This is a genomic window from Photobacterium andalusiense (genome assembly GCF_900185625.1).
Lineage (GTDB): Bacteria > Pseudomonadota > Gammaproteobacteria > Enterobacterales > Vibrionaceae > Photobacterium > Photobacterium aquimaris.
Genome location: NZ_FYAJ01000002.1, coordinates 661,540 through 687,249 on the forward strand (window position 1 = coordinate 661,540; position 25,710 = coordinate 687,249).

A 25,710-nucleotide genomic window follows, 5' to 3' on the forward strand; every position below is an offset into this window, starting at 1 on the left:
TTATTTTAAGTCCAAATAGCCACCACAGCCATTAATAGAAAGCCAACCACAACGAAAGTGAAGTTCTTTAAATCACAGCATTTATCAACCATTGTCGATTGTTTTAAGCCGTGTAATGTGCCGAGATACAAAAATGTGCCCGCTGCTAATGAATAAAAAATCGGCTCTAATAATGGGTAACTGCTGGTGTATTCTAAAATACCAGACCCTAACGCAACCCCTAGCGGCAACATTAAAGTAAATAACCCAAACATTAATAAAGACTGGCGCAATGATAAACGACTTTTACTTAATTGAACCGCTAATGAGAAACTTGCAGCCCATTTATGCGCTAAAATAGCGATCAGAATCATCACCATCATGGTAATAGAACCGCTTAATCCTAGTACTGTGCCTGCTAATAACGAATGAATAGATAAAATAATCATCGCTAAAATAGCAAATGCCGGACTATTACTATCACCATGTTCATCTAAACGACGACCTAAGTGTTCAAACCATAATAGAAGCAAAAAGACACAGCCTGCTAATACAAAAGCAATAGGATACTCGATACCATGATCTAAAAATGATGTTGAGGCATCACCCAGCATATGAATTAAACCAGCACCAAGAAAGACGCCCGACGCTAATGCTTCTGCTGCAGGAGATTCTAAAGGTCGTGTCGTTTTAAATTTACGTAAAAACGGATACAAACCAGCAAGCACAGTAGTCACAAAAATAAGTACTACTGATAATATTTTAAATTCGTCGAGATTCATGGTGTATTCCGCATCGTTAAACAGCCAACTTTATAGCACTTACGCTGTTACTCTGCGAACGATTTGAATGTAAAACATTAATTCCATATCGCAATAATATTAATTATCGACTCACTGTACGCAATAAATGACAATTATCACAATATTTAAAAAAATCACAACATGCAGATAAATTCTTTAAAATCAATAAATTAAAACAATTTCAAGCCACTATTTTTATTTTTTCAATATAAAAAGACACGATAATCGCGCTTATTTTTTTAAATGAACTACGATTAGTGAGTCCCGATATATCATAGAAAAATAGAGGCTTTTAATATGGCAACTCAAAAAACGAAAGAATCAACACATGAGACAATGGAACGCCATTACTCTGACGATGCCAAACATAAGCATGATAAAGATCATCAACAATACCGCGATCATGAGCCATCACATGGACACCATATTCACGGCGGTGTCGGTGCTGCACATAAAGAAACTCATCACCATCACCATACAACCCATCATCATCACCATCACTATTATGGCCCAGTTACTATTATCAATGGCGATGAAGAATAATCACCCGCAGATATAGTATAAACATGTGGGTAGTTATATCCGCATGTTTTAATTTTATAATGATTTATTATCAACAAGAAATCTGTTTTTGTTTCATTTATAATATAGCCTCTTAATTTTCACTCTAAAACCGTTTATTTTATGAAACAATTTATTATTACATGCTTATTTTCACTATTATTAGTTGGATGCGTAACTGAAAGTGTACGCGCGATTCCGACAAAAGTGAGTGTCAATGCAGGGTTAGGGTTTAATCCTTGTGGAAGTGAAGTTGAGGGTTATCAATTTGAGCCGAATGGCGTTATTTCGATATCTTGTATCAATGGCAATATTTACTCGGTACGTGATCGACAACAGTTAGAACAAATGAAACAAAAGGTTATTGAATGTCAAAAAAAGGGCTTTAATGATTATAGCGCCTGTTTATCTGACAAAAACAAACCAAAGAAAAAATAATAGAAACAAACACTAAACAACCCTACCGATAGGCAACATGGAATTTAGAGCTTTAGCTCTAGTTTGTGCAAATAACAACTCCATATTTTTATCACATCAATAAAAACATTATATCAAGGTCAAAAAATAATCATTCTAAGCTTGCATTGATACCAATAATATATTTACGTACTTATTTTCTATATTATTAGCGTCTTATTGATAATAATTATAGTTACTTAAAAAATGGTAAATATAATTCTATTTATAGCTCTAACTTTTTTATATGAAAGAAATAGTATTACTACTTATCTCATATGGAGCTAATCATGAATAGCTATCAAAAAACATGTGCTGTACTTGCAATGTTATCAACATCAACAATAACCTACGCATCACCTATCAATGCTCATAGCCCATCAAACCTTTTGTCTCATAACATTACTCTTGGCTATCAAGCAAAAACAGATTCAGGCAGAGATTCAGCAATTGCTATTGGTGCAGCCGCATCAAGTACAAATAACCAATCTATTGCAATCGGTACTAATGCGGCTGCAAATAGTGATAGCGCAGCTGTTTTTGGTGCTGGCGCATCGGCAACAGGTATCCAAAGTACTGCAATAGGCTCTCGTGCTAAAACTTATGGTCATGCCGCGTCTGCATTTGGATCTGGCGCAACAGCCCGCGGTAACCGAGCAATTGCAGTTGGTTCAGAATCAAAAGCTACGGGTTCCCATGCTATTGCTATTGGTAACTATACTTCTGCTGATACAAGTACCATTACTTTAGGCAATCATGCAACAGCAACTCAAAAAGGCTCAATTGCTATTGGTAATAACTCACAATCAAACGATGGCCAAGTTTCTTTTGGTAATGCCAAGGTTCAGCGTCGTTTAGAGCATGTTGCAAATGGTAAAGCGAATACTGATGCCGTTAATATGGGTCAATTACACCAACAAATTACTCAAAGCCATATTTATACTCAGCAACAAAAAAATAACGCTATCATAGAAGCAAAACATTATCTGGATAAACAACAAAAAATTGCGGTTACGGAAACGAAACACTATGTTGCACAACAAAACATCGTAACCTTAAACAATGCCAAGATATATACCGATCAACAATCTGTTACAACGTTATCAGCGGCAAATCAGTACACAGATCAAAAAGTAAATCTGCTGACTCATCGTATTGAAAAAGTACATAACCAAGCCAATGCCGGTATTGCAAGTGCGATGGCTATGAGCTCGATTCCAATGCGACAAGGCTACCATTACACGATAGGTATGGGTGCAGCAAATTATGGTAACCAATCAGCAATGGCGATTGGAGGAAAATTTGATGTAGGCCAACATAGCATTATTACTTTAGCTGCTTCTGATGATAGCCAACACAATGCTGGTATTGCAGCTGGTTTTGGTATTGGCTTTTAACAACGCTATTCATCAAGCGATGGCCGCCACCAAAAATTAAATAAGCGCCGATAGCCTCGTTTAATATCATTCAAAATTAAATATAAAGCAGGTACTAATACTAGAGTGACAACGGTTGCGAATAAAATACCAAACGCAAGCGAGGTTGCCATTGGAATAACAATTTGTGCCTGCAAGCTAGTTTCTAATAATATTGGCGCTAATCCAAAAAAAGTTGTTAGCGACGTTAATACAATCGCTCGAAAACGGCGACATCCTGCTTCGGTAACAGCATCATATAATGGCATCCCCTGTGTTAAGGCGCGATTAATAAACACCACCAGCACTAAAGAATCATTTACCACCACCCCAGACAACGCCAAGATTCCAAACACACTCAATAAATTAAGTGAAATATCTGCAAAATAATGGCCAGCAATCGCACCAATGATACCAAAAGGGATCACTGACATAACAATCAATGGCTGGCTATATGATCGTAATGGAATAGCCATCAAAGCAAAAATAGCAAATAACGCTAATACCGCATCTCGAATTAAGCTACCTTTGGTTTGTTGTTCTTCTTTTGCTTGCCCATCCAATTGAATAGTTGTCGCTGAATATTGTTGTCGTAATTGCGGTAAATAGTTTTTATTAATATTGGTATATATCTCTGAGGGAGAGACTTTATCTTTGTGTATATTAGCGCTTACCACCAACGTACGGCGTTTATCTACTCGATTAATACTGTTCAGTGCCGGAATGACAGTTAACGTTGCTACTTCCGAAAAAGGTACCAAACTGCCATCCGCTAGAGTGACTTGCATATTTTGAAGATCCCCAATACTGCGCCGTTCACTAAAGGGATAACGGACAATGACTTTTACTTCTTCGTTATTGCGTAAGATGCGCTGAACTTCAATTCCTTGAAAAGCGTGTTGTACTTGATGAGTTAGACTTGCTACCGATAATCCTAATAATTTCCCAATCGGGGTTAGCGTAATATTTATCTCTTGTGTCGGAGCTGATAAATCATCTTCAATATTAAATACCCCTTGATAACGCGCTAACTGCTGTTTTAATTGTGTTGCCGCTTGTATAAGTTGCTGATTATTATTCCCTTGTAATCGATATTGAATATCACTTTTCTGACGGTCTATTGAGGCTTCATAGGTGATTGTTTTTACGCCAACCAAAGGCGGAATATTACCTTTCCATTGTTCTAAAATATCAAAACTCGTTATCGGTAGGCTTTCACTTTTTTCTAATTCAACTAGCACAAACATGTCGTTACTGTCTTGCATATTAACGAAACTATGTTTGATAACATGAATGCCTTGTTGCTGATAAATTTCCTCATCTGTTTGATAAAGAGCCTGCTCTAATTGATTAATAACCTTAATATTATTTGTTGTTGAGTTGGAGTCGTTCATTTCCACTAGCACTTGAATATAATCAGACGGCAATTTAGGAAAAAACACCCACCGTAATTGACCACTAAACACTAACGCCAATGCTAAACACAACACACCAACAAAAGTCGCTAATACACTATACCGATGTACAATAGCAGTCATAATAAAACGTCGATAATGAACATCAATAAACCGATTTACCGCCTGATTAAATCGTAACTTTATACGCAGTAATGGATTATTCTGCCGCGGTGGTTGAGCTAATCTAGAGCGGGCTAAATGCGCAGGTAAAATTAGTTTCGACTCAATTAATGAAAAGGTTAAACATAGAATAACCACCCACCCAATAGCTTTAAAAAATTCGGTGCGTGGATTATCTGACAACAGCATCGGCACAAAGGCCGCCATAGTAGTTAAAACACCAAAGGTCGCGGGGATCGCTACTCGTTGAGCACCTTTAATAACATTGTTTATGGTTTGTCCATGCTGCTCAACTTCAGAATAAACGCTTTCTCCAACCACAATTGCATCATCTACCACAATACCCAGTACTAAAATAAAACCAAATAACGACAATAAGTTAATTGATATATTAATACTCTCTAACGGCATAAAGAGTAGCGTACCTAAAAAACAAAATGGTAAGCCTAATAATACCCAGAACGCTAATCTCATTTCTAAAAATAACGCCAGAATAATAAATACCAATAACCCACCATACAACATATTAGACAGCATCATATTGAGCCGCCCTTCTAAGTAATGTGACATATCAGCCCATGTATCTATGTATACACCTGGCGGCAATTGCGCTTTCTTATTAGTGACATAATCTGTTATTTGTTGCGATATTAGCGTCGCGTCTTGGTTCGGAAGATTGCGGATTTGTATAACAGCAGCACGTTGTTTATTAAAACGATTTAATACTGCTTTCTCAACAAAACCATCGGTAACTTTTGCAATATCCAATAACCGTAATTGACTGCCATCAGCATTCGTACGTAATACGATATTGGCAAATTGATCACCATGATATAGTTGCTCGGCGGTACGTACTAATACATCACCATCTTGTGCTTTTATCGTACCCGCGGGTAAATCAAGTGAATGTTGCTGTAAAGTCTGCGCAACCTGTTCAATGGTTAAATTATGATTACGTAACTGCTGAGCAGATATTTCAATGGCGATTTCATCATTTTTAACCCCAGTTACATTGACCGTTGTCGCACTGGTTTGCTGAATAATTTCTTCTTTAACCCCTTGCGCATAACGTTTTAATTGTCGATCACTTAAGTCACCATATAATGATAAAAACATTACGTTGCTCATGAACTCAGCTCGTTGAATCAACGGCGGTTCCATTTGCGCAGGAAAGGTCGTTATAGCATCAACACGCTGTTTTACTTGATCTAATACCTTATCAACATCAACGTCATTATCGAGTTCTAACGTTACAACCCCTGTACCTTGGTTTGCAATCGCAGTAACTCGTTTAATATTAGCTATATCATCAACCGCTTGCTCAATTTTAATGATGATCCCTTGCTCTATATTAGCGGCTGTAGCCCCAGTATATTGGCTAGTGATGGTTATTTTATTGCTACCAAAGGCGGGAAATATCTCTTTATTAATAAGATTGACTGAAAATAAGCCACCAATAATAACCAGTAACATTAATAAATTAGCAGCGACATGATTACGCGTAAACCAAGCAATGATCCCCGATGATTCCATTCCCTACTCTCCGCTATCTGCAACCTTAGAGTGAATAACCGTAAGTGCAGGTTGCTGTTTCAAATCAGTCGGTCTCAATAGCGGCTGATTTAATACTGTTGTAACAGCAGTCCCTTCAAGATAATTATCAGGCCAAGTTATTGACACTAATTCCCCTTCATCTAATCCAGCACTTATATAAGCATGCTCAAGATCTGTTCGTGCAATTTCAACTTTTCGCATTTGGGTTCGTCCATTAGCACCAACTAACACCACATGTTCATTCCTGATCATATGTCGCTGTAATCGCACCGCATTGGCAATCGGTTTTGCTGCAATTTTTGCGGTCACAAAGGTGCCAAAATTTAACACCTCAGTGCGTTGATGATGAGGCAAAGTCAATTGGTAAGGATCAGCAACATCAACCAGCAGGTAAATCATTCGAGTTTGTGGATCGATAACCTCTTCTGTGCCGATAAAACGAGCGTTCCATTGTTGCACTGTTTGAGCATGAGGTTGATTGGAGAGAGTAACACTAGTATTAAGCGGATTTGAATCAATAAAGGAAAATGCTTGTGGTGTAACTGGCAGCCGAATCCGTGCTGTGTCAGTGCCATATATCATACCTAGCTGTTCACCAATATTGACGTGGCTACCAACATTAATATGCTTTTCGGTAATTAAACCATCAAAGGGCGCGGTAATTATTGTACGTGTAACATTACGTTGAGCACGAGCTAGTGCTGCTTGAGCAAATTTAACATTCGCTTGTTGCTGTTGGCGTTGCGGAATACGTAATCCTAAAGCTGATTGCTTAGCCGTTGCAATGTGACGTAAGGTTTTCTTGGCGACAATACCACGGGCAATTTCTTGTTCTAACAAGGCTTTTGCTTGTGCTAACGTTGCCTGTGCTTGAGCAAGATCAGCATGATAATCAGCATCATCTAAATGTGCTAATACATCCCCTTTTCGTACAAATTGCCCTACAGCAAATCGCGGTGCTACGCGATCAACAATGCCACTCACTTGTACGACAATTTCTGCCTGATGCTTAGGTTGCACCATACCATAGGAATTAATATCAAACGGATATTGCTGTTTTTTAATTGCCACCACTTCAAGCACTGGCATGATCGCGTCAGCGACTTTCTGCTGAGGCTGGGAACGATTTAAAAATAGCCCGACCGACAATGCTACAAATAACAATAAAATCATCACCGGTAAATAACGCCGGATAAAAACATTCATGCTATCTAATCCCTTACTAGCAAACAAAAACGAAATTTCGCTTTAATTTCAGTGTAGATCATATGTACATCGTGTGATGTTTATAAATTTCAGTTTCTTTAATCCTTCACCACAACCAAGCAATACATATTCTAATTAACCGCTATCTTTTAGTACCTAATTTCGTTTAACGATTAATTGATAACGCTTGAAAAGGCATTTTTTACCCTCATATCTAATTAAAGAAGGACGAAAATACGGTGAAATGCTGATGGTTCATCAACCAAGACACCTATTTAATAAAACACAATACAATATTTTAATGTGGATATTTATTAAAAATCAAAACGTTAGGAAAAACCACCAAAAAACATTAGAAAATCTAATCAAAAAGTGTTGACGACTCACCACCGGAAGCATATATTAATTACACGAACTGCCAAATGGAGTTCAAACCGCTACTAAGATTCGCCTTATTAGGGAATGCCTTATTAGCACTTTATATATCGAATCAAGATCCTATTACGGACTGATTCACTTAGTTTGCTGTTAAGTCACCTTGTCGCTAATGACATACTTAACAAACAACTAAGACTATTGCTTATTATTGAGGATAGTTTTTATGCGTAATGTAGATTTCACTCCCCTATACCGTCATGCTATTGGCTTTGATCGCTTGTTTAACCTTGTTGAAGCAAGTAATACTAAAACCCAAGCAACGGGATACCCTCCGTACAATATCGAACAAACGGATGAGAACAACTACCGTATCACGATGGCAGTTGCAGGTTTCTCTGAAGAGCGTTTAGATCTTACTCAAAACGAGAATATGCTTGTAGTAACTGGTACTCGTGCACCAGAAGAAGACAAGAACTTTATTTACCAGGGTATTGCTGAACGTAACTTTGAACGTAAATTCCAACTTGCTGATTACGTAAGCGTTGTTGGTGCTAATCTTGAAAATGGTCTGCTACATATTGATCTTTTCCGTGAAGTACCAGAGGCGATGCAACCACGTAAAATCACGATTGGACAATCAGCATCAGTAGCACCAACGGCTGAGTAAAACTCGTCATTGTCAGTGCTCCTCTAGTAATAACGTTGAGCTATTAGCTTCATCAATATCGCCACTATTTTGGCAATGACCTAATAGCTCCGTCACTATTCAGCCCTTATTATGGGTTATTTAAAAAATTTAGTTGGATTGATTATTGTTATTCACAAGGATCACATGAACGATTTTCATGGACCTTAACGGCATACTTATAACTCGCCGTTCGAATAAGAAAAACTAATCAATCTGACGCGCAAAGGATATTAAAATATGAGTAAGATTATCGGTATTGACTTAGGTACAACTAACTCTTGTGTTGCTGTTTTAGATGGCGATACAGCACGTGTTATTGAAAATGCGGAAGGTGAACGTACCACAGCATCAATTATTGCCTACACTGATGGTGAAACCTTAGTAGGACAACCAGCAAAACGTCAGGCAGTCACTAACCCAGAGAATACGTTGTTTGCAATTAAACGTTTAATTGGTCGTCGTTTTGAAGATGACGAGATCCAACGCGATCTTGATATAATGCCTTACAAAATTGTCAAAGCAGATAATGGCGATGCATGGGTTGAAGCAAAAGGCCAAAAAATGGCAGCACCACAAGTTTCTGCTGAAATATTGAAGAAAATGAAAAAAACAGCAGAAGAATACTTAGGTGAAAAAGTCACTGGTGCGGTTATTACTGTTCCTGCTTACTTTAATGATGCTCAACGTCAAGCAACAAAAGATGCGGGTCGTATTGCAGGTCTCGATGTTAAGCGTATTATCAACGAACCAACAGCTGCTGCATTGGCTTATGGTCTTGATAAAAAAGCGGGTGACAGCATAATTGCAGTTTATGATTTAGGTGGTGGTACGTTTGATATTTCTATTATTGAAATTGATAATGTTGATGGCGAGCAAACCTTTGAAGTATTAGCAACCAATGGTGATACCCATCTTGGTGGTGAGGACTTTGATACGCGCCTAATTAACTACCTTGTGAGCGAATTTAAGAAAGATCAAGGTATCGACCTTAAACATGATCCGCTTGCGATGCAACGTGTAAAAGAAGCCGCAGAAAAAGCTAAGATCGAATTATCATCAGCGCAGCAAACTGATGTCAATTTACCTTACGTTACAGCGGATGCAACAGGTCCTAAACACTTGAATGTTAAGATCACACGTGCAAAATTGGAATCACTGGTTGAAGACCTAGTACAAGGCACACTAGAGCCTGTAAAATTAGCTTTAAAAGATGCGAACTTAAACATAAGTGATATTACTGATGTTATCTTGGTTGGTGGTCAAACACGTATGCCTATGGTACAAAAAGTAGTGACTGATTTCTTTGGCAAAGAACCACGTAAAGATGTTAACCCAGATGAAGCTGTTGCTATGGGTGCAGCTATTCAAGGTGGTGTCTTAGCAGGTGATGTTAAAGATGTGCTATTACTTGATGTAACACCGCTATCATTTGGTATTGAAACCATGGGTGGCGTGATGACAACCTTGATTGATAAGAACACGACTATTCCAACAAAAGCGAATCAAGTGTTCTCTACTGCTGAAGATAACCAAAATGCAGTAACGATCCATGTTCTTCAAGGTGAGCGTAAACAAGCGGTACATAATAAGTCATTAGGTCAGTTTAACCTTGAAGGTATTCAAGCTGCACCACGTGGTATGCCACAAATTGATGTGACATTTGACTTAGATGCGGATGGTATTTTGAATGTATCAGCCACAGATAAAGCGACAGGTAAAGCACAAAAAATCACCATTCAAGCTTCAGGTGGTTTAACGGATGCTGAAATTGAAAAGATGGTTCAAGAAGCAGAAGCTAACAAAGACGCAGACAAACAGTTTGAAGAGTTAGTGACAGCCCGTAACCAAGCTGACCAATTAATTCATAGTACCCGTAAGCAAATAGCTGAAGCAGGTGATAGTTTCCCTGAAGCAGAAAAAACGAACATTGAAGCAGCTATCACAGCACTTGAAGCGGTAAAATCTGGCGATGATAAGGCCGCGATAGATACTCAAACTCAAGCGTTAATGGCTGCGGCACAAAAAATAATGGAACATGCTCAGGCTCAAACCCAAGCAAATCCTCAAGGACAATCTGACGCTAGCCAACAACAAACAGCGAAAGATGATGACGTTGTCGATGCTGAGTTTGAAGAAATGAAGTAAGACACTATTGTTACTGTATCGATAACTGGCTATGCCGTAATCAACAGCACATAGTAAAAACTTCACAATAACAATGGGCGAAGAGATCTTAATCTCTCGCCCTTTTCGACGATCACATTAAGAGAGAATCCCATTAGGCTAACTATCTGTGCCTGTTTAAATCATTAACCATTTAAGTGTGATGCTGTTTTTGGTTATTATAGACTTAATTAGATGATTTAGAATGTTCCAGATAGTTGTCCCGATAGGGATAAGAGGTGTTACCAATGTCAAAACGCGATTTTTATGAAGTTCTTGGTGTCGCCAAAACTGCTTCTGAGAAAGAAATTAAGAAAGCTTATAAAAAGCTAGCAATGAAATTCCACCCAGATAAAAACCCTGATGATCCAACCGCTGCTGATAAATTCAAAGAAGTAAAGGCAGCCTATGAGATTTTAATGGATAAAGAAAAACGCACCGCTTACGATCAATTTGGTCATAATGCGTTTGAAAATCCAGGCATGGGTGGTGGTCAACGCGGCGGCCATCACGGGTTTGGCCAGCAAGGTGGCTACAGCGATTTTGAAGACATGTTTGGCGGTGCTTTTGGTGACATGTTCTCTAATGCACGTGGTGGTCGAGGCGGTTTCGGTGGTCGTCACTCTACTCGCCCTCAAAAAGGTGAAGATCTTCAATACACCATGGAAATCGACCTTGAAGATGCTATCAATGGCGCATCACGAGTTATTGATTTACCTGTGTTTGAAGGCAGCACCCAAACCAATAAAAAACTTAATATCAAAATTCCAGCCGGTATCGAAGATGGCGGTCGTATTCGCTTAACGGGTAAAGGTCATCCAGGAATTAACGGCGGTAGCCAAGGTGATGTTTATATTCAAATGAATATCCTCCCTCACCCTCGTTATACGCGTGAAGGCAATAACCTACTTTGTAAAGCAACTACTGATTTTGTTACCGCAGCATTAGGCGGTAAAGTAGAAGTGAATACCTTAGGCGGTGCTATTAGTTTGAAAATACCTGAAGGTACTCAAAATGGTCGTAAATTCCGTCTTAAAGGCAAAGGGGTTACTGATCGTAAAGGCAATACCGGTGATTTAATTGTTCAACTTGTGATTGAAACACCATTAAACCTTAGTGAGCGTCAGAAAGAATTACTTAATGAGTTTGCAGCAGCTTAGCCTACACTAAATTAAACGCATTCTATAATGAAGCCAATATCAACGAATGTTATCATTCCAAGATATTGGCTTTTTGCATTCAACTTAGATTAACGGTAGGAACAACCATGCTGAAAAAAATCATTACCACCAGCTTGTTAGTGATTACAGGTATCAGCTTTAACGCCTCTTGTGCATTCGCTGCAAATGTTATGGATATCAACCGTGCAGTAGAAAATAGTCGCCACCTGCTTCCAGGGGAAACCTTCACTCTTGATGAGCCTTGCCGCTTATTTACTAATTACAGTTACAAAATCTATCATTGCCAAGCCATGATCGCTCCACTTGCATTAATCAAAGATAAAACCTTAGCAGCAACCAGTGAAACAGATAGGCTACTTAACCGTCAAATTGCATTTGTTCGCAAAGAAGGCGGCTTTGCTATCTTTCGATTACTGCCGGTTTCAACCCATCCCGTTGTTGAAGAAAATGATGGCGATAATAGTTATACACCACCAGCAGCGGCTAAAAAGCAATTATCATTTTTAGGCTTTAAAGGTGGTGATAAAGAACAAAAATGAGTTAATAGTCGCTCATATTAATGTGAACAATCGTCTAATTATCGACAATAAATTCACTTTACTGCGAACCTATAAATAATTCAGTAAAATTGGTACGCCTTTAGCCAAACTCGATTTAGAATACGCAGCAATTACCCTGTTGCGTTATTTCTAGATTAAATTGTGAGTCCAATTTTTACCCGCCATGATTGAACATAAAATTGAACAATGGGGCATTCGCCGCGTTGAAAAACACCTTAGCCGTAAGCAACCACTATTTGCACACATATCAGATAAAAGACTCTGTCAGCTTTGTGTGGGCTTATCATTCTTGATTGGTTTCACGACAACATTTGTTATTGTTGCATTTGAAATTTATCTTGAGCTCTTAGGTGAGAATTGGTTAGCGTGGGATAACCTGATTAAACTGTTACTTATCAATATTGGCTTTATTGGTTTAGAGTTACTGTTACTATTTGAAATTGGTTTTATGACGACAGCATTACTTATTAACCGTGCCAGTGCTGAAAATCACTTCTGTGACAAAATGAAAGCATCATTAGTTCGTGCGGTTATGGAGCTCTCTGAACCGATTGATAATATTCACGGTATTAAACCCTATAAAGAGCTCAGTAAATTTCGTTATATCAAGGTTGCTCTTTATTCAGGTAAAGATATTCTAAGTAATTTTTTAATTAAAGCTATCTTACAAAAATCGATGTCTCGTAGTAGCGTACGCGTTTATATCCCGTTAATTTCAACCTTAATTACCGGATTTTGGGATGCTTGGGTTCAACAAAAAGCACTACGTGAAGTAAGACTGCGGATTTCAGCGCGAATTTATGTACTTAATCAAGTAGCGCATCACCAGCAGAAGCAAATATCGATGACTTATCGTACTGCCCTATTACGTAGTATTGCTGTACGCCAAAGCTATAAGCAAGAATGTGATGTTAATTTAGAATTGTTTTATGACGAGATTTATAAGCAAGCACCAATAACACTGACGGATATTGAGTCACCGACGCTACTATTACAAAGTTTAAGCCTGTTAAACCCAGCCGAATATAATGATGTTATAGATATACTGACGACATTACTGTACTTCCGTCAACGGTTAACAGCTAATGAGAAAAAGCTCTTGGTTCAATGTGGTATTATTGAACAACAAAAAATCAATCCGCTATTAGCATAACTGTAAAACAACACCATTGTTATTAAATACGCCGCAATCTATTATCACTGTTATTTGGATTATTGATTACGGCGTTTATTGATTAGCCTTGGTTTTGCATTTGTTTTTTAAGACGAGCTAAGTTGATTGGGTTAGAGCGAACTGTGAAAGTAATATGCTCATATTCATATTCCTCCTTAGTCACACTCATGCTTGAGCGAATTTCACCGATAATACCGTTGGCGGTATATGGCACGACAATTTCATCCTCAACCATCTCGTCTTGTGCAACACCAACGATATATTGATGCAGTTTAGTAATATCGGCCGGATTACGGGTCGATGTCATGATCGCATCAGGGAACTCAGCCATTAATGCTTGTTGTTGCTCGATACTCAATTGGTCCGATTTATTTAACACTAATTGTTTAGGTATATCATCCACACCTACTTCATGTAGCACTTCATGAACCACATCAAGTTGCGAACGGAAAGAAGGATCTGAGGCATCAACTACATAGAGCAATAACGAGGCATCGTGTGCTTCTGCAAGGGTTGAGTGGAACGACGCCACTAAGTCATGGGGAAGTTTCTTAATAAAACCAACCGTATCTGACACTAGAATACGTGGCTGAGTAATCGGCTGTAATGCCCGCACAGTAGTATCAAGGGTCGCAAACAATTTGTTTTCCACTAACACTTCACTGCCAGTTAAGGCGCGCATCATTGATGACTTACCCGCATTGGTATAACCCACTAACGCAACACAGAACAATTCTGAACGTTGAGCACGACGGCCTTTAAGTTCATTTTGAACACTTGCAAGTTCACGGCGTAATTCAGCTAATTGATCACGTATTTTACGACGATCAAGTTCAAGAGTGGTTTCACCCGCACCTTTACCCATTTGTCGCTCTTTATTGCCACTGGTTGATTCACGCAGGCGTGGCGCTAAATAATTAAGCCGAGCTATTTCAACTTGTAATCGTGCTGTTCGAGTACGCGCATGACGACTAAATATTTCAATAATAATACCGGTACGATCAAAGACCTCAACCCCGAGTTGATTTTCAACATTACGTAATTGTGACGGGCTTAAATCACAATCAAATACCACTACATCAGCACTACAAAAAGGTAAATCTTCAGACGGTAATTCACTAAAAAGCATTTCATCAACAATGTCATCGTCATCATCGAAATCATCAAAATCATCGACAATGCCTTGATTGCCTGTTAAGTGGGCTATTTCTGCCATTTTACCAGAACCAAGCACATTCATGCGTTGGGTTGAGCTGAGTTTTTGTGATTGAGTACCAACAACTTTAAAACCAAGCGTGGTAACAAGGCGAGCTAATTCAGCCAGTGACGCTTTTGCTTCATCACCTTTAAATTGCGGGGTTTGGATTGAAATAAGTAAAGCGCGATTTTGTGAGGCTTTTGCTGTCAATTGCATAATTTTCTATTCGTGCACCTATGTGCACCCTATTTTTTATATTTGGTTCATCCTACGCTGTTATTAGCCCGCTTTATATAAAAATAGACTGGTGTTGAAGTTATCAAGGTAACTACATTGCTATTTACAGCGACTTTCTCAAATAACGGCAAGTGTTAGCAGCTAATATGTTGGTTAACTGCTCAATCGATATTTGGTGGTGCTTGGCCAATGCTGCAACAACATTCACCGTCATACTTGGCTCACCTTTTTCACCGTTATATTTACATGGCGCATCAGATTCAACTAATAACATTGATAGTGGTATGGTTTGCACAAATTGCCAATAATGATCATCAACAAAAATCCATGGACTCGCTGAAATAAAATGCCCCTGCTGATGTAACTGGGCGAGTTGTGATGCTGAGCCTTCATACCAATGAAATAACGCCCCTTCAATACCATATTGCTGCAATATTGGCAGTGCTAATTCGATATCATCTTCCACCACATGGAGATTGACGGGTAAATCATACTCAGCAGCTAGAGCAACAAACCGCGCCATTAATTGTGCGCCCTGCTGTTTTAACTGCTGCTTTTCAAACATCGTTTTGTCATCAAGATAAAAAAATGGGATGCCAATTTCGCCAATACCACTGAGCAAAGTATGATGCTGATGGATCAAGGCTATCACCGCCTCGATCATAGTTTCATCAGCGCTAACTTCCGGATGAACACCTAAAAATAATGCAATCGCATCAGGATATTGCTGCTTTAACTTCAGTAGCTGCTGTGCGCTCTCAAGAGTCATCGATACAGCACCAATTTTGTTACCTGCAGCAATAAAAGCAGCCAGGCTTTCAGGCGCGACAGACTCTAAATGACAATGAATATCTGTGATCATTATTTATACCTACAAACCCAAACCAATAGCATACGCAATATGTACTCAAGCGACCATCATCACGATGACATAAACCAATAAATAATAAAAAACCCTCTATTAACGAGAATATTAATAGAGGGTTGGTCAGATTGTATTATCCACTAAAATTCACTGGATAATACAATGGCTTTATTTGGTCGTGGTTGCCGCCGCAGCTGCTGGCGTAGCAGTATCTTTTGCAGGAGTTGTAACATGGGAATTTAATTTAACTTGCGTTGGTGACGTTAACCCAGCTTGTTGAAACTGTTGTTGCATAGCTAACATTTGTTGTTGCTGCTGATGCATCAACTTCGTCATATTAGCTTGCATAGTATTAAAATCACTTGGGTTACCCATTGTATTCCAAGAATTTGCAAATGCTTGATTCATTTCAAGCTGTTGCTTTTGCATCGCATCAAAAAATTTCTTATTCACTTTTTGGTTATGACCATTACCTTGGAACTGCACAATTTCATAATGGAACGGACCTTGTGGTGTTTGAAGAACTCCTTTAGTGACACTCTTTTCACCATCTTTAGTTTTTACTGTATTGGTTGTTTGATCGGGTAAAACCTTAGTATTAGATTTAGCCAGCATTTGTCGATCAACACTTTGAATCCAACCAGTATTACCATTAGTAGTATCACCTACTTTTTCCCAACCATTATTTTGGTAAATAGTAATTAATGGCACATCTGATTTTATTGTTTCTACAACAGGAGAAGTGACACTTGGGTTTTCATAAACCTTGATCGTTTTGATACTAGAATCAGCCCATGCTGCTGTACTTAAACAAGTAATAGCAATGATACCTGAAATTGCCACCGCTAAACGTTTCATATCAACCTCTGATGTGTATTTATAACTTAAAAGTAATTAAAAAAACTGGATGTATAAATAACGTAATCAATGTCTGTTATATTAATCAATAAAAATGAATCCAAAATGAATATTCGTATTCTAATAGCCAACAAAATAAAACTAAAATGCAATCTAACTATTTAAAAATACATTTTTAAAAAATGGCATAGTTATTTCATTTTTATAAGTTTACTATTTATTCACAAAACACAAATAAAAGTTCTATCACTAATATATAACGATAGAACTGATCTTCAGTCTCTTTTAATAAAAACAAGATCAATCTCTGTGAATAAGATACGCTGTTATACTTAATATTCTAGTAACTTATATTATTGAAAATGGTCAATAAATTTTCATTTGTATGACTTTATTTTTCTATTCCCATACCATCAGTAATTAGCTGCCGTAACCATTGATGACTAGGATCTAAATCAAAATGTTTATTCCACAATAAAAGATAGCCACCAGGTTCTAATTCAATAGGAATAGGACGGCTAACAAGTTCGGTATTCTCAATCATTGCTAATGCCGATACTGAAGGGTAACACATCAATAAATCACTTTGCTCACACAGTTTTATTGCTGCATAGCAATCGGTCATATTAACGGCGTTATCAAGTTTTTTATGTTCAAGCGCTAAAATCTCATCCAATAACCATCGCTTTAGCCCACCAATACTAACTTGTAAATGACGATATTTTAAAAACACATCCAGACTCCAAGGTTCACTCAATGCAGGATGGCCTTTACGCATTAAGCACACCGGATAGTCACGTGCTAACTCAATATAATTTAATGATGACGGTACATGACGGTAATGACTTGATGAACGCTCATCCCACTCAAAGATACCAATCCCAAAATCAATCTCACAGCGTAATAAACGCTGTAAACTATCGTCATTCCATGTTTTGCTAGATAAACTAATGTCAGGCGCTTGCTGTAGCAATTGCGGCATAAAACGCGGGTAAGTTAATGAATAAGCGGTTTCTACAAGATCAATATGAAACTGACGTTGACTCAGCGCTGGATCAAACGCTTCAGCCCGTGTCAGCTGATTAACCTGCTGTAAAATATCAGACACAGAATCGGATAATAGCAATGCTTTAGGTGTTGGTCGTAAACCATAAGGTGTACGTTCAAACAAAGGATCTGCAAATGTTTGGCGTAATTTGGCCAATTGTTTACTAACTGCAGATTGACTCAAATGCAGTCGCGCCGCAGCTGCCGTCACACTTTGCTCTTCTAGCAATACATTCAATATGCGTAATAAATTTATATCAAAGTTTTTCATCTACTACTTTCCTATCAAACATTTAAATCTAGCCACGACCATCACCATGATTATATTCTGCTACGTAAATGTTGATGAGCAGCGTCTGAGATATCATTTCCCCATGCTTGACGTTGTAAGCGTTGCGCAGCAACTAAGGTTGAACCAGATCCAAAAAAAGGATCAGCTACAATATCACCAGCAACAGAGCTTTGTTCAATTAACGTTTCAAGCAGTGGTACTGGTTTTTCGGTGGGATAACCACGATAAATACGTTTAAATTCGAGTACATCAGGAATGGATAAGTTTGATAATTTACGCTTACCCTTTTCAAAGAAAAGAATAAACTCATAACGTGCGCGATAATGATAGCCCATGCCGATTGCGACTTTGTCCCATACAATCGGTTTCCAAAATTTAAACCCTGCTTGTTCAGCAATCGGTTTAATGTAAAACATGGTTTCTTGATCGCAAAACAAATAGAAATGGCTATTAGGTTTTAATACACGGTAAGCATGCTCTAATAATGCCTCAAATCGTTGATTTGGGAAAATATCAAACCATTGATTACTTGATGATTTACTGTTCTTTAAGCGGGTTGTTGTACCTATTTTTCGATGCTTCTCTAACGATTCATACGGGGGATCAGTGATCAAAAGATCAATACTGTTATCCGCTAATGAAGACAGCCATTCGACTGCATCTTGTTGATGTAATTGCATTGAAAAACCCACACTAAACAATAGAAAATAATAACGCCGCCATACCATCGATGAGGCGCTAATTTAGTTACGTGTTTTAGCAAAAAAAGCGCAATATAGATAGCAACAAGCCTTTAAACAGCAGTAATTTTAATTAACTGTGCTATTTACCATCATTGTGAGTTTTCTTGCTTCACGTCGACACAGCGGCGTTAATAGTGTGACATTATTTTTAATAAAACTATCAACAAAAGCAAAATCAATTTGGCTATAGGCATTTAATACTTGCCCCATCGCTTGTTGAACTAACATCGACTTATCAGCAGCAAGATATAAAATAGTTTCAGTTAATAAGGTTACATTGGTTTGTTGCTGATGATGCAAATGCGCGAGCAGTGATGCCCGCTTTAGCCATACGTTATCTGACTCTCGCCATTGAATAAGGTAACGTTCTAAATCGCGATGCTGCAGTATCACCTTGCCTATCAAGTTACTTGCAAGGCGATCTAAAATATCAACATTATCGGCGGTGTCTAACATTTCAAGGTAAATATCAAACGACGCTAATGTTTGATAGTCGGTATAATATTCACCTGCATCTAAAGCTAAATAACGTTCTTCTCGATAAATACCCGACCATAACCATAATAATAACCGCTGATAGTCCTCGATATTGTGAATCGTGGTGTGAGCTTGCGCGAGTTTGAATATTTTATGGCGTTTTTCCGGACTAACGCCATAGAAAGGCTGTCGAATATTCAAATCATACTGCATTTTTTTGGCAACAAGTGTGCTGCCAGCTGCGACTAAGTGCTGCTGCATAAGAATAACCATTGGTATAACTAATGACATAGTCTTTCCTCTTTGTTATCTCTCATTACTGCCGAGCATTAATGGTAATAACTTTTTTATAATCAATATGGTTGTATTTTTTAGCTTATAAAAATAAGTTCCTCGACTTTTTCATATTGCGACCTAAATCTCAAATCATTTATCACGATTTCAATCAATTTACAGTAATAACGAGAATGATAACTATACGTATTTATATTTGAATTGTAAGTTTGCACTTATCGTAGTTCAAAATAATAACCATTCTCATTAGTATTCGTCAAAATTATTCTTTATGGGTATCATTGTGAAAACTAAGCTAAAAATCCTTACATTTTGTGCAGCTACTCTTTGTCCACTGACCTCTTTTGCTGCTACTTACCCTGTTACAGTGACTGACGTAGCTGGACGTACTATTACCTTTGACCACCAGCCACAAAATATTGCGTTATCAACCAGCCGTATTTTTCCATTACTTGAAATTATCTATCAACAAGACGCCGCTAAGCATCTTGTTGCTGCACGTGATGATATGCAATTTTCCGCACCAAGCATGTATGCTAACTATGTAAAACACTATCCTTCACTGCAACACGTGCCAAAAATTGGCCTCATAAAGTCAGGTGAATTTGATGCAGAACGATTCATTAATTTAAAGCCTAAACCAGATTTATTTATCGTTGATTTATCTAATATTAAATTAGCTCAAGATAACGGTTTATTAAAAAAATTAACGGCAGCAGGCATTAAAGTGATTGCTGTTGATTTTCGAGAAAACCCTATCAAGAATACGGTAAAATCGGTAGAAACAGTGGCTAAAGCCGTTGGCCGAGAAGCACAAGGGCAAGCATTCGCGCACTATTATCTCGATCATGTTAATGCACTCGAACAAACTCTAGCTCAACACTCTACCCTGCTCCCTAAACGAGTATTTATTGAACGTGCAGCGGGTTACAGTGATTCTTGTTGTCGTACCTTTGCTGGCGGTAATATGGGCGCTTATATCCCCTTCTTAAAAGCGATTAACATTGCCGATAAACCACTTAAAGGAGCGATCACAGGTCAAATGTCACCAGAAACGGTGATTACCGCTCGCCCTGATGTATACATAATGCAGACCACAGGTTGGATTAACGATAAAGGTCAGCCAACTCATGGCATTCCATTAGGTTATAACCCAAATTCTGCTGCGATAAAAACAGCCACTAAAGCATTAATGGATCGTGATTGGTTACAAGCTGTTAGTGCTTATCAAACCAAGAATGTCTATTCGATTTATATGCCATTTTATAATTCACCTTATAACTTAGTCGCGATGGAATATTTTGCGAAATGGATCCATCCAAACGTATTTAAAGACTTACACCCACAACAAACTTTTGAAGAAATGAATAAGCAATTTGGGCATCGTATTGTCAGTGGCGACTTTGGCCAGAATAACTTTAAGGCAATGCAATAATGAGCGCATTGTTACTTGAGTTAAACACCCACAATACTCGTAACCGTAACAAGAAAGTGGCGCTGGCTATTTTCTTAGTGCTGAGTATTGTGTGTGTCATTGCTGATATTTTTATTGGCTCACAAGGACTGACTTTTACTCAAGTTATTCACGCCCTGATTCATCCTCAAACCAGTGATATTGCCAGCAAAATTATTGTGTGGAATATTCGAATGCCAATGGCACTAATGGCGCCCTTAATCGGGGCCGCCTTAGCGTTAGCAGGCGCACAAATGCAAACCACATTAAATAACCCTTTAGCTGATCCCTATACCTTTGGAGTCTCGGCTGCGGCTGGATTTGGCGCGTCATTGGTGATCACTAATGTCATCGCGATCCCCTTCGTGCCAGCCCAATATCAAATCGCATTGATGGCATTTATTATGTGTTTATTAACCACATTTTTAATTGCTGCTATTTCATCAGTAAAGCGAATTTCTATTGAAGGGGTAATGCTGTTTGGTATTGCGGTGATGTTTGCTTACGACAGCTTACTGACCATGATGCAATATGTTGCCAGCGAAACTCAATTACAAACATTAGTATTCTGGCAAATGGGATCTCTTGATCGTGGCAGTTGGGCAAAAATTACCGTGCTTGCGATTGTGTTACCGATTGTGCTGTTGATTATGATGAAAGATGCTTGGCAATTATCAACCCTTAAAATTGGTCACGAACGTGCTCAAGCAATGGGAGTAAACGTTAAGCGGCTGCGTATCAAAACCCTATTATTAGTATCTGTTATCACCTCTCTCGCGGTTTCATTTGTAGGTGCTGTTGGTTTTGTCGGATTAGTTGCACCACATATTGCCCGTATGGTGTTAGGCGAAGATCAACGTTATTTCCTGCCTGCATCTTGTCTTGTCGGTGCGGTGTTACTTGAGCTTGCCTCTATCGCCAGTAAAAGCATTATGCCAGGTATTATTTTGCCGTTAACAGTGGTGATGTCGATCATTGGTATTCCTTTCTTTGTCTATTTGATCATTAAAAAAGGTGGGCGTTTTTAATGGCTCTTACAATTAATGATATTTCAGTCACATTTGGTGATAAAACAATCTTAGATAACCTATCACTGCCAGTTATCACAGCAGGAGAAATGGTGGCAATCATTGGTAAAAATGGCGCAGGAAAATCAACCTTTCTGCGACATATTACTCAAAATTTACGTCAGCATTCACAGCAAATTTTATTACATGATAAGCCATTGAGTTTAGATAACATTGGCTATTTACCCCAAGATCACCGTATTTCAGCCACCATCACTGTGGTTGAACTATTAATTACTACTTTAAATATGGGATCGCATTCTTTATTTGCTAAAGCAAACAGTACAGAGAAAAGCTTACAGTTATTACAACAAATGGGTATTTTACATTTAGCTAATAAGATTTGTACTGAACTCTCTGGTGGTGAAAGCCAAATGGTAGGACTCGCACAAGCGGTAGTTAATCAACCTAAGGTGCTTATTCTTGATGAGCCAACATCAGCACTTGATATGCATAACCAAATGAAACTGCTTGATTTTGTTAAACTATACGCTCAACAAAACCAAGCTTGTGTATTAATGGTTATCCATGATCTTAATTTAGCTATTCAATATTCAACCAAAGTTGCTGCATTGCATCAAGGTCAGCTGTTTGCTTATGGCAACCCAATTGCAACCATTACTCCTGCGCTAATTACTTCAGTATTTGATGTTGATTCGCATGTGGCAATTATTGATGAGCGTCCAATTGTGGTAGTGAGATCACCTGCTAATACAGAGCCTATAAGCGCTTAATTTTTAACACTTATATAAAAAAACCTCTATTGGCATCACCCAGATAGAGGTTTTTCATATAAATTGATAGTTATAATTAATCGAGTGTCGAGATCTGTACTTTCTTTGCTAAAGACATTGCTAAATTATTATCGTAATAAGCCGCTTCATTGATGAAATGTGGAAAAGCTTCATAATCCCCTTTCCAGAAAACCTCACTACCATCAAATAAGGTAAAGATTGGATCGCCACTGTGCAGCGGTTCAAAGTCATTATCTTGCACAGAACGATGAACCATGCCGATACGTTGCCCTTGTTCATCTAACGGTAATGATAGCGTTTCATGATAACGGAAAGCTTCATAGCTTGGAATTAACGGTAACAATTCATCGGTATTATATAAATGCACAAAATCTAGAATATGCTTGGTCATTTCATCCATCCAATCAAGCACATCTTGACGGATCACTGACTGAGGTTGAGGTCCAATTTCAACAATCACCCCTTGAGGTGCGATTGAACTTAAGAAATGATGTTGCTCAACTGAAGTATGATCCTCTAGTACAATCACCGCATTAGGCATGTGCATTTTTACATACGCGCCTAATTGGCGATTAAAGCGATCAGATTGCAATAAAATTAACGATGGACCCATATTACTGGTGGTATTATGCAAATCGATAATAAAATCAACTTTAGCATCCCCTTTGGGGCCGATTTGTTGATTAATTGCTTTGGCTCGACTTTGTTCGTAGCTTGCTAACTCATTATTGGCTAAGTCAGCCAAACTAAATTGACGGTTTAAATCATGATCAACATAACGCTTATTATCATTATGAGCTTTAGGGTTCGCAAATACCGTTTCGACGCTAAAACTATCACGTGCTAATGCTGCTGATTGTTGCCATTTACGTAACAAGTAAATGCCACTAAATTCATTACCGTGAGTGCCGCCGACCACTGCTACTGTTTTTATTTTACTCATCCGTGTGTCCTAATATTCAGTCATTCATTTCAGTGTACTGAATTTAATCGCTATTGGAAGTGTATTTATCAGACAAAAAAGCTATTAGATATCCCTAAATTGGCCGAGTTTGAGCCAATTTCAAATAGGAATGCAGCTCATCATTTTTGTATTCTATAGCAGAATGAATATTGACATAGCGGTTAGCATATACAGCACAACGATAACGGTTATCTCCTTTGATTATTTCAATTTCGATAACCCCATCAACTAACTGCCAATGTCCTTGAGTATGCATACGATTAAACAGTGTATATTCATCTAAAGAGCCATCAGCATGTAACCGTAATTCGGTGATATAGCCCGCACTACAGGTTTTGATCCAATACTGCTCGCATATTTCATCACGTTGAAAATTACGTTTAGTCTCAAGCCATTGATTCATCACTTGCTGTAATTCAATACCTAATGGTGGTAATTGATCAACATCCAATAAACGTACACGTTCTGTTTCTCGATAAAACAATTGTAATAATTGTAAGGTCTTTTTTTCAAACATCCTTGTTCACCAACTGATTAGCAAATGTTACGGTTAACCGCCGTATAATATTGTCAGATATTAATAGATAGCCGCAGCAGCGACTAACAACTAAGGTGATTATGCAGCCAATATCACAAAAATATTTTATTACGCTAACAGTGGTGATTATGGCGCTTATTCACAGCTACATTTGCACTTTTCCACGCAGTTGTTTAGTTTTACCACGTTGATTTTTTTTATCCATTCTTCGTACTTGCGAACCTTTAGTGGGTTTCGTCGCTCGCCGTGCTTTTTGGATCACCATCGCACTTTGAATCAATTCTTTTAATCGAGACAATGCTTCTTCACGGTTCATTTCTTGAGTTCGATGTTGCTGACTCTTAAGCACGATAACACCGTCTTTCGTTATACGACTATCAGATAGCTTCAGTAAACGTTCTTTATAAAAATCAGGCAGTGATGAACGATTTATATCAAACCGTAGGTGGATAGCACTTGATACTTTATTAACATTTTGCCCACCCGCACCTTGAGCTCGAATTGCGGTTAATTCAATCTCCCAATCACCTAAGGTGACTGAATTAGAAATCACTAGCATCGATATTTACCCCTTCAACACTGTATTTATATTAATCTTATATTACCACATAGATTGCTCAAATCAGTCCAATCTACAAGTAAACACTCACTTGTATTCTATCGTTATTAATTTCTTTCTGTTGATACACGGCTGATTCCATTAACAAATAACCACAATCCATTAATGCTATTTACAAAGCTTGCATTCCACTGACATTTGAACGGTGTTTTTAATTATGATCGATGCATTGTTATTGATTCACAAACAACATCGAGGTTATTCCATGAAAAAATTACTATTTTTAGTATCACTAATCGTTTCAAGTTCTGCTTTTGCAATGCCTCACGGTAACCCCGCTTCTATTTACTGTGTTAACCATGGCGGTAAATCAGTGCTTGTTGATGGTCAAGGTTATTGCCGTTTACCTAGCGGAAAGATGTGCGATGAATGGGCGTTTCAGAAGGGTCAGTGTTCATCATCAAAACCAAAACAAGAGAAATGGATCAAATACTGCGTAAAGCATAAAGGCACAGCAATTGGCTCTAATTGTCACTTTAATAAGCAAGGCACAAGCTGTGATTTAAAGAAATTTTATAATGGTACTTGTAAGAAAAAACCCAAACACCCGAAGGTATATTAATTAATATGCTATATAAAAAATGCTCAACCTATTATTCATAGATTGA

24 protein-coding genes are annotated in these 25,710 nt (G+C 38.1%); 12 read left to right on the plus strand and 12 right to left on the minus strand.

Annotation, left to right across the window (positions count from 1 at the left end):
• Positions 1-5 precede the first annotated feature (5 nt).
• Positions 6-761: a ZIP family metal transporter gene (locus PAND9192_RS08490; protein ID WP_087853402.1), complete on the minus strand. Its 756-nt coding sequence runs from the start codon at positions 759-761 to the stop codon at positions 6-8.
• A 318-nt stretch (positions 762-1,079) separates the two neighbouring features.
• Between PAND9192_RS08490 and PAND9192_RS08495 the strand changes: the two genes are divergently transcribed.
• The 3 genes from PAND9192_RS08495 (at position 1,080) to PAND9192_RS08505 (ending at position 3,196) form a co-directional block, all read left to right on the plus strand.
• A complete protein-coding gene (locus tag PAND9192_RS08495; RefSeq protein WP_087853403.1) occupies positions 1,080-1,325 on the plus strand; it encodes a hypothetical protein in 246 nt (81 codons plus the stop codon).
• A gap of 141 nt (positions 1,326-1,466) precedes the next feature.
• Positions 1,467-1,781 (plus strand): hypothetical protein, encoded by a 315-nt coding sequence (locus PAND9192_RS08500; protein WP_087853404.1) that lies wholly within the window; start codon positions 1,467-1,469, stop codon positions 1,779-1,781.
• A 308-nt stretch (positions 1,782-2,089) separates the two neighbouring features.
• On the plus strand, positions 2,090-3,196 hold the full coding sequence (locus PAND9192_RS08505) for a YadA-like family protein (RefSeq protein WP_087853405.1): 1,107 nt from the start codon (positions 2,090-2,092) through the stop codon (positions 3,194-3,196).
• 5 nt (positions 3,197-3,201) lie between these two features.
• Here the strand turns inward: PAND9192_RS08505 and PAND9192_RS08510 are convergent, their stop codons facing one another.
• Positions 3,202-6,324, minus strand: coding sequence for an efflux RND transporter permease subunit (locus PAND9192_RS08510; protein WP_087853406.1), 3,123 nt, complete (start codon positions 6,322-6,324; stop codon positions 3,202-3,204).
• A 3-nt stretch (positions 6,325-6,327) separates the two neighbouring features.
• Positions 6,328-7,551 carry an efflux RND transporter periplasmic adaptor subunit gene (locus tag PAND9192_RS08515; RefSeq protein WP_087853407.1) on the minus strand — a complete coding sequence of 408 codons (1,224 nt, stop codon included), beginning with the start codon at positions 7,549-7,551 and terminating at the stop codon, positions 6,328-6,330.
• 601 nt (positions 7,552-8,152) lie between these two features.
• Between PAND9192_RS08515 and PAND9192_RS08520 the strand changes: the two genes are divergently transcribed.
• The 5 genes from PAND9192_RS08520 (at position 8,153) to PAND9192_RS08540 (ending at position 13,674) form a co-directional block, all read left to right on the plus strand.
• Positions 8,153-8,596 carry an Hsp20 family protein gene (locus PAND9192_RS08520; protein ID WP_060998433.1) on the plus strand — a complete coding sequence of 148 codons (444 nt, stop codon included), beginning with the start codon at positions 8,153-8,155 and terminating at the stop codon, positions 8,594-8,596.
• A gap of 258 nt (positions 8,597-8,854) precedes the next feature.
• The gene (dnaK, locus tag PAND9192_RS08525) at positions 8,855-10,762 is read left to right on the plus strand and encodes a molecular chaperone DnaK (RefSeq protein ID WP_087853408.1); all 1,908 of its coding nucleotides are present in this window, start codon (positions 8,855-8,857) and stop codon (positions 10,760-10,762) included.
• A 266-nt stretch (positions 10,763-11,028) separates the two neighbouring features.
• Positions 11,029-11,940: a DnaJ C-terminal domain-containing protein gene (locus tag PAND9192_RS08530; protein ID WP_087853409.1), complete on the plus strand. Its 912-nt coding sequence runs from the start codon at positions 11,029-11,031 to the stop codon at positions 11,938-11,940.
• A 107-nt stretch (positions 11,941-12,047) separates the two neighbouring features.
• Positions 12,048-12,500: a hypothetical protein gene (locus PAND9192_RS08535; RefSeq protein WP_087853410.1), complete on the plus strand. Its 453-nt coding sequence runs from the start codon at positions 12,048-12,050 to the stop codon at positions 12,498-12,500.
• Positions 12,501-12,684: 184 nt separating this feature from the next.
• Complete coding sequence (locus PAND9192_RS08540; RefSeq protein WP_087853411.1) at positions 12,685-13,674, plus strand: LBF_2804 family protein; 990 nt, start codon at positions 12,685-12,687, stop codon at positions 13,672-13,674.
• 82 nt (positions 13,675-13,756) lie between these two features.
• On the opposite strand, the gene hflX is transcribed toward PAND9192_RS08540, so the two are convergent.
• From hflX to PAND9192_RS08570, 6 genes are all read right to left on the minus strand, one after another.
• Positions 13,757-15,109: a GTPase HflX gene (gene hflX, locus PAND9192_RS08545; RefSeq protein ID WP_087853412.1), complete on the minus strand. Its 1,353-nt coding sequence runs from the start codon at positions 15,107-15,109 to the stop codon at positions 13,757-13,759.
• 124 nt (positions 15,110-15,233) lie between these two features.
• Positions 15,234-15,992 carry a TatD family hydrolase gene (locus PAND9192_RS08550; RefSeq protein WP_087853413.1) on the minus strand — a complete coding sequence of 253 codons (759 nt, stop codon included), beginning with the start codon at positions 15,990-15,992 and terminating at the stop codon, positions 15,234-15,236.
• A 171-nt stretch (positions 15,993-16,163) separates the two neighbouring features.
• The gene (locus PAND9192_RS08555; RefSeq protein WP_087853414.1) at positions 16,164-16,853 is read right to left on the minus strand and encodes an SH3 domain-containing protein; all 690 of its coding nucleotides are present in this window, start codon (positions 16,851-16,853) and stop codon (positions 16,164-16,166) included.
• Between the two features lie 391 nt (positions 16,854-17,244).
• A complete protein-coding gene (locus PAND9192_RS08560; protein ID WP_087853415.1) occupies positions 17,245-18,171 on the minus strand; it encodes a LysR substrate-binding domain-containing protein in 927 nt (308 codons plus the stop codon).
• Between the two features lie 50 nt (positions 18,172-18,221).
• Positions 18,222-18,872, minus strand: coding sequence for a DNA-methyltransferase (locus PAND9192_RS08565; protein WP_087820716.1), 651 nt, complete (start codon positions 18,870-18,872; stop codon positions 18,222-18,224).
• A gap of 129 nt (positions 18,873-19,001) precedes the next feature.
• Positions 19,002-19,703 carry a DNA alkylation repair protein gene (locus tag PAND9192_RS08570; protein WP_087853416.1) on the minus strand — a complete coding sequence of 234 codons (702 nt, stop codon included), beginning with the start codon at positions 19,701-19,703 and terminating at the stop codon, positions 19,002-19,004.
• 286 nt (positions 19,704-19,989) lie between these two features.
• Here PAND9192_RS08570 and PAND9192_RS08575 point away from each other — a divergent pair, with 286 nt between their 5' ends.
• Genes PAND9192_RS08575 through PAND9192_RS08585 form a run of 3 tightly spaced genes read left to right on the plus strand, consistent with a single transcriptional unit; the run spans position 19,990 to position 22,960 of the window.
• On the plus strand, positions 19,990-21,141 hold the full coding sequence (locus PAND9192_RS08575; protein ID WP_234999030.1) for an ABC transporter substrate-binding protein: 1,152 nt from the start codon (positions 19,990-19,992) through the stop codon (positions 21,139-21,141).
• Positions 21,141-22,187, plus strand: a complete 1,047-nt coding sequence (locus PAND9192_RS08580) for a FecCD family ABC transporter permease (protein WP_087853418.1) — start codon at positions 21,141-21,143, stop codon at positions 22,185-22,187. Before PAND9192_RS08575 ends, PAND9192_RS08580 begins: the two co-directional genes overlap by 1 nt.
• Positions 22,187-22,960: an ABC transporter ATP-binding protein gene (locus tag PAND9192_RS08585; RefSeq protein WP_087853419.1), complete on the plus strand. Its 774-nt coding sequence runs from the start codon at positions 22,187-22,189 to the stop codon at positions 22,958-22,960. Before PAND9192_RS08580 ends, PAND9192_RS08585 begins: the two co-directional genes overlap by 1 nt.
• 76 nt (positions 22,961-23,036) lie before the next feature.
• Here the strand turns inward: PAND9192_RS08585 and PAND9192_RS08590 are convergent, their stop codons facing one another.
• From PAND9192_RS08590 to arfB, 3 genes are all read right to left on the minus strand, one after another.
• The gene (locus PAND9192_RS08590) at positions 23,037-23,924 is read right to left on the minus strand and encodes an aspartoacylase (RefSeq protein ID WP_087853420.1); all 888 of its coding nucleotides are present in this window, start codon (positions 23,922-23,924) and stop codon (positions 23,037-23,039) included.
• Between the two features lie 94 nt (positions 23,925-24,018).
• Positions 24,019-24,462, minus strand: coding sequence for a hypothetical protein (locus PAND9192_RS08595; protein ID WP_087853421.1), 444 nt, complete (start codon positions 24,460-24,462; stop codon positions 24,019-24,021).
• A 166-nt stretch (positions 24,463-24,628) separates the two neighbouring features.
• A complete protein-coding gene (gene arfB, locus PAND9192_RS08600; RefSeq protein WP_060998417.1) occupies positions 24,629-25,042 on the minus strand; it encodes an alternative ribosome rescue aminoacyl-tRNA hydrolase ArfB in 414 nt (137 codons plus the stop codon).
• A 265-nt stretch (positions 25,043-25,307) separates the two neighbouring features.
• On the opposite strand from arfB, the gene PAND9192_RS08605 reads away from it, so the two are divergent.
• Entirely contained in the window at positions 25,308-25,664 is a 357-nt protein-coding gene (locus tag PAND9192_RS08605; protein WP_065176993.1) for a DUF333 domain-containing protein, read from the plus strand.
• The last annotated feature ends 46 nt before the right edge of the window (positions 25,665-25,710 follow it).

Coding starts and splice junctions, on each gene's coding strand:
- PAND9192_RS08565 (WP_087820716.1), bottom strand. CDS start 18,872: ATGCAATTACATCAACAAGATGCAGTCGAATGGCTGTCTTCATTAGCG.
- hflX (WP_087853412.1), bottom strand. CDS start 15,109: ATGCAATTGACAGCAAAAGCCTCACAAAATCGCGCTTTACTTATTTCA.
- PAND9192_RS08605 (WP_065176993.1), top strand. CDS start 25,308: ATGAAAAAATTACTATTTTTAGTATCACTAATCGTTTCAAGTTCTGCT.
- PAND9192_RS08595 (WP_087853421.1), bottom strand. CDS start 24,462: ATGTTTGAAAAAAAGACCTTACAATTATTACAATTGTTTTATCGAGAA.
- PAND9192_RS08500 (WP_087853404.1), top strand. CDS start 1,467: ATGAAACAATTTATTATTACATGCTTATTTTCACTATTATTAGTTGGA.
- PAND9192_RS08540 (WP_087853411.1), top strand. CDS start 12,685: ATGATTGAACATAAAATTGAACAATGGGGCATTCGCCGCGTTGAAAAA.
- PAND9192_RS08505 (WP_087853405.1), top strand. CDS start 2,090: ATGAATAGCTATCAAAAAACATGTGCTGTACTTGCAATGTTATCAACA.
- PAND9192_RS08490 (WP_087853402.1), bottom strand. CDS start 761: ATGAATCTCGACGAATTTAAAATATTATCAGTAGTACTTATTTTTGTG.
- PAND9192_RS08560 (WP_087853415.1), bottom strand. CDS start 18,171: ATGAAAAACTTTGATATAAATTTATTACGCATATTGAATGTATTGCTA.
- PAND9192_RS08520 (WP_060998433.1), top strand. CDS start 8,153: ATGCGTAATGTAGATTTCACTCCCCTATACCGTCATGCTATTGGCTTT.
- PAND9192_RS08585 (WP_087853419.1), top strand. CDS start 22,187: ATGGCTCTTACAATTAATGATATTTCAGTCACATTTGGTGATAAAACA.
- PAND9192_RS08580 (WP_087853418.1), top strand. CDS start 21,141: ATGAGCGCATTGTTACTTGAGTTAAACACCCACAATACTCGTAACCGT.
- PAND9192_RS08590 (WP_087853420.1), bottom strand. CDS start 23,924: ATGAGTAAAATAAAAACAGTAGCAGTGGTCGGCGGCACTCACGGTAAT.
- dnaK (WP_087853408.1), top strand. CDS start 8,855: ATGAGTAAGATTATCGGTATTGACTTAGGTACAACTAACTCTTGTGTT.
- PAND9192_RS08570 (WP_087853416.1), bottom strand. CDS start 19,703: ATGTCATTAGTTATACCAATGGTTATTCTTATGCAGCAGCACTTAGTC.
- PAND9192_RS08515 (WP_087853407.1), bottom strand. CDS start 7,551: ATGAATGTTTTTATCCGGCGTTATTTACCGGTGATGATTTTATTGTTA.
- PAND9192_RS08550 (WP_087853413.1), bottom strand. CDS start 15,992: ATGATCACAGATATTCATTGTCATTTAGAGTCTGTCGCGCCTGAAAGC.
- PAND9192_RS08530 (WP_087853409.1), top strand. CDS start 11,029: ATGTCAAAACGCGATTTTTATGAAGTTCTTGGTGTCGCCAAAACTGCT.
- PAND9192_RS08535 (WP_087853410.1), top strand. CDS start 12,048: ATGCTGAAAAAAATCATTACCACCAGCTTGTTAGTGATTACAGGTATC.
- PAND9192_RS08555 (WP_087853414.1), bottom strand. CDS start 16,853: ATGAAACGTTTAGCGGTGGCAATTTCAGGTATCATTGCTATTACTTGT.
- PAND9192_RS08495 (WP_087853403.1), top strand. CDS start 1,080: ATGGCAACTCAAAAAACGAAAGAATCAACACATGAGACAATGGAACGC.
- arfB (WP_060998417.1), bottom strand. CDS start 25,042: ATGCTAGTGATTTCTAATTCAGTCACCTTAGGTGATTGGGAGATTGAA.
- PAND9192_RS08510 (WP_087853406.1), bottom strand. CDS start 6,324: ATGGAATCATCGGGGATCATTGCTTGGTTTACGCGTAATCATGTCGCT.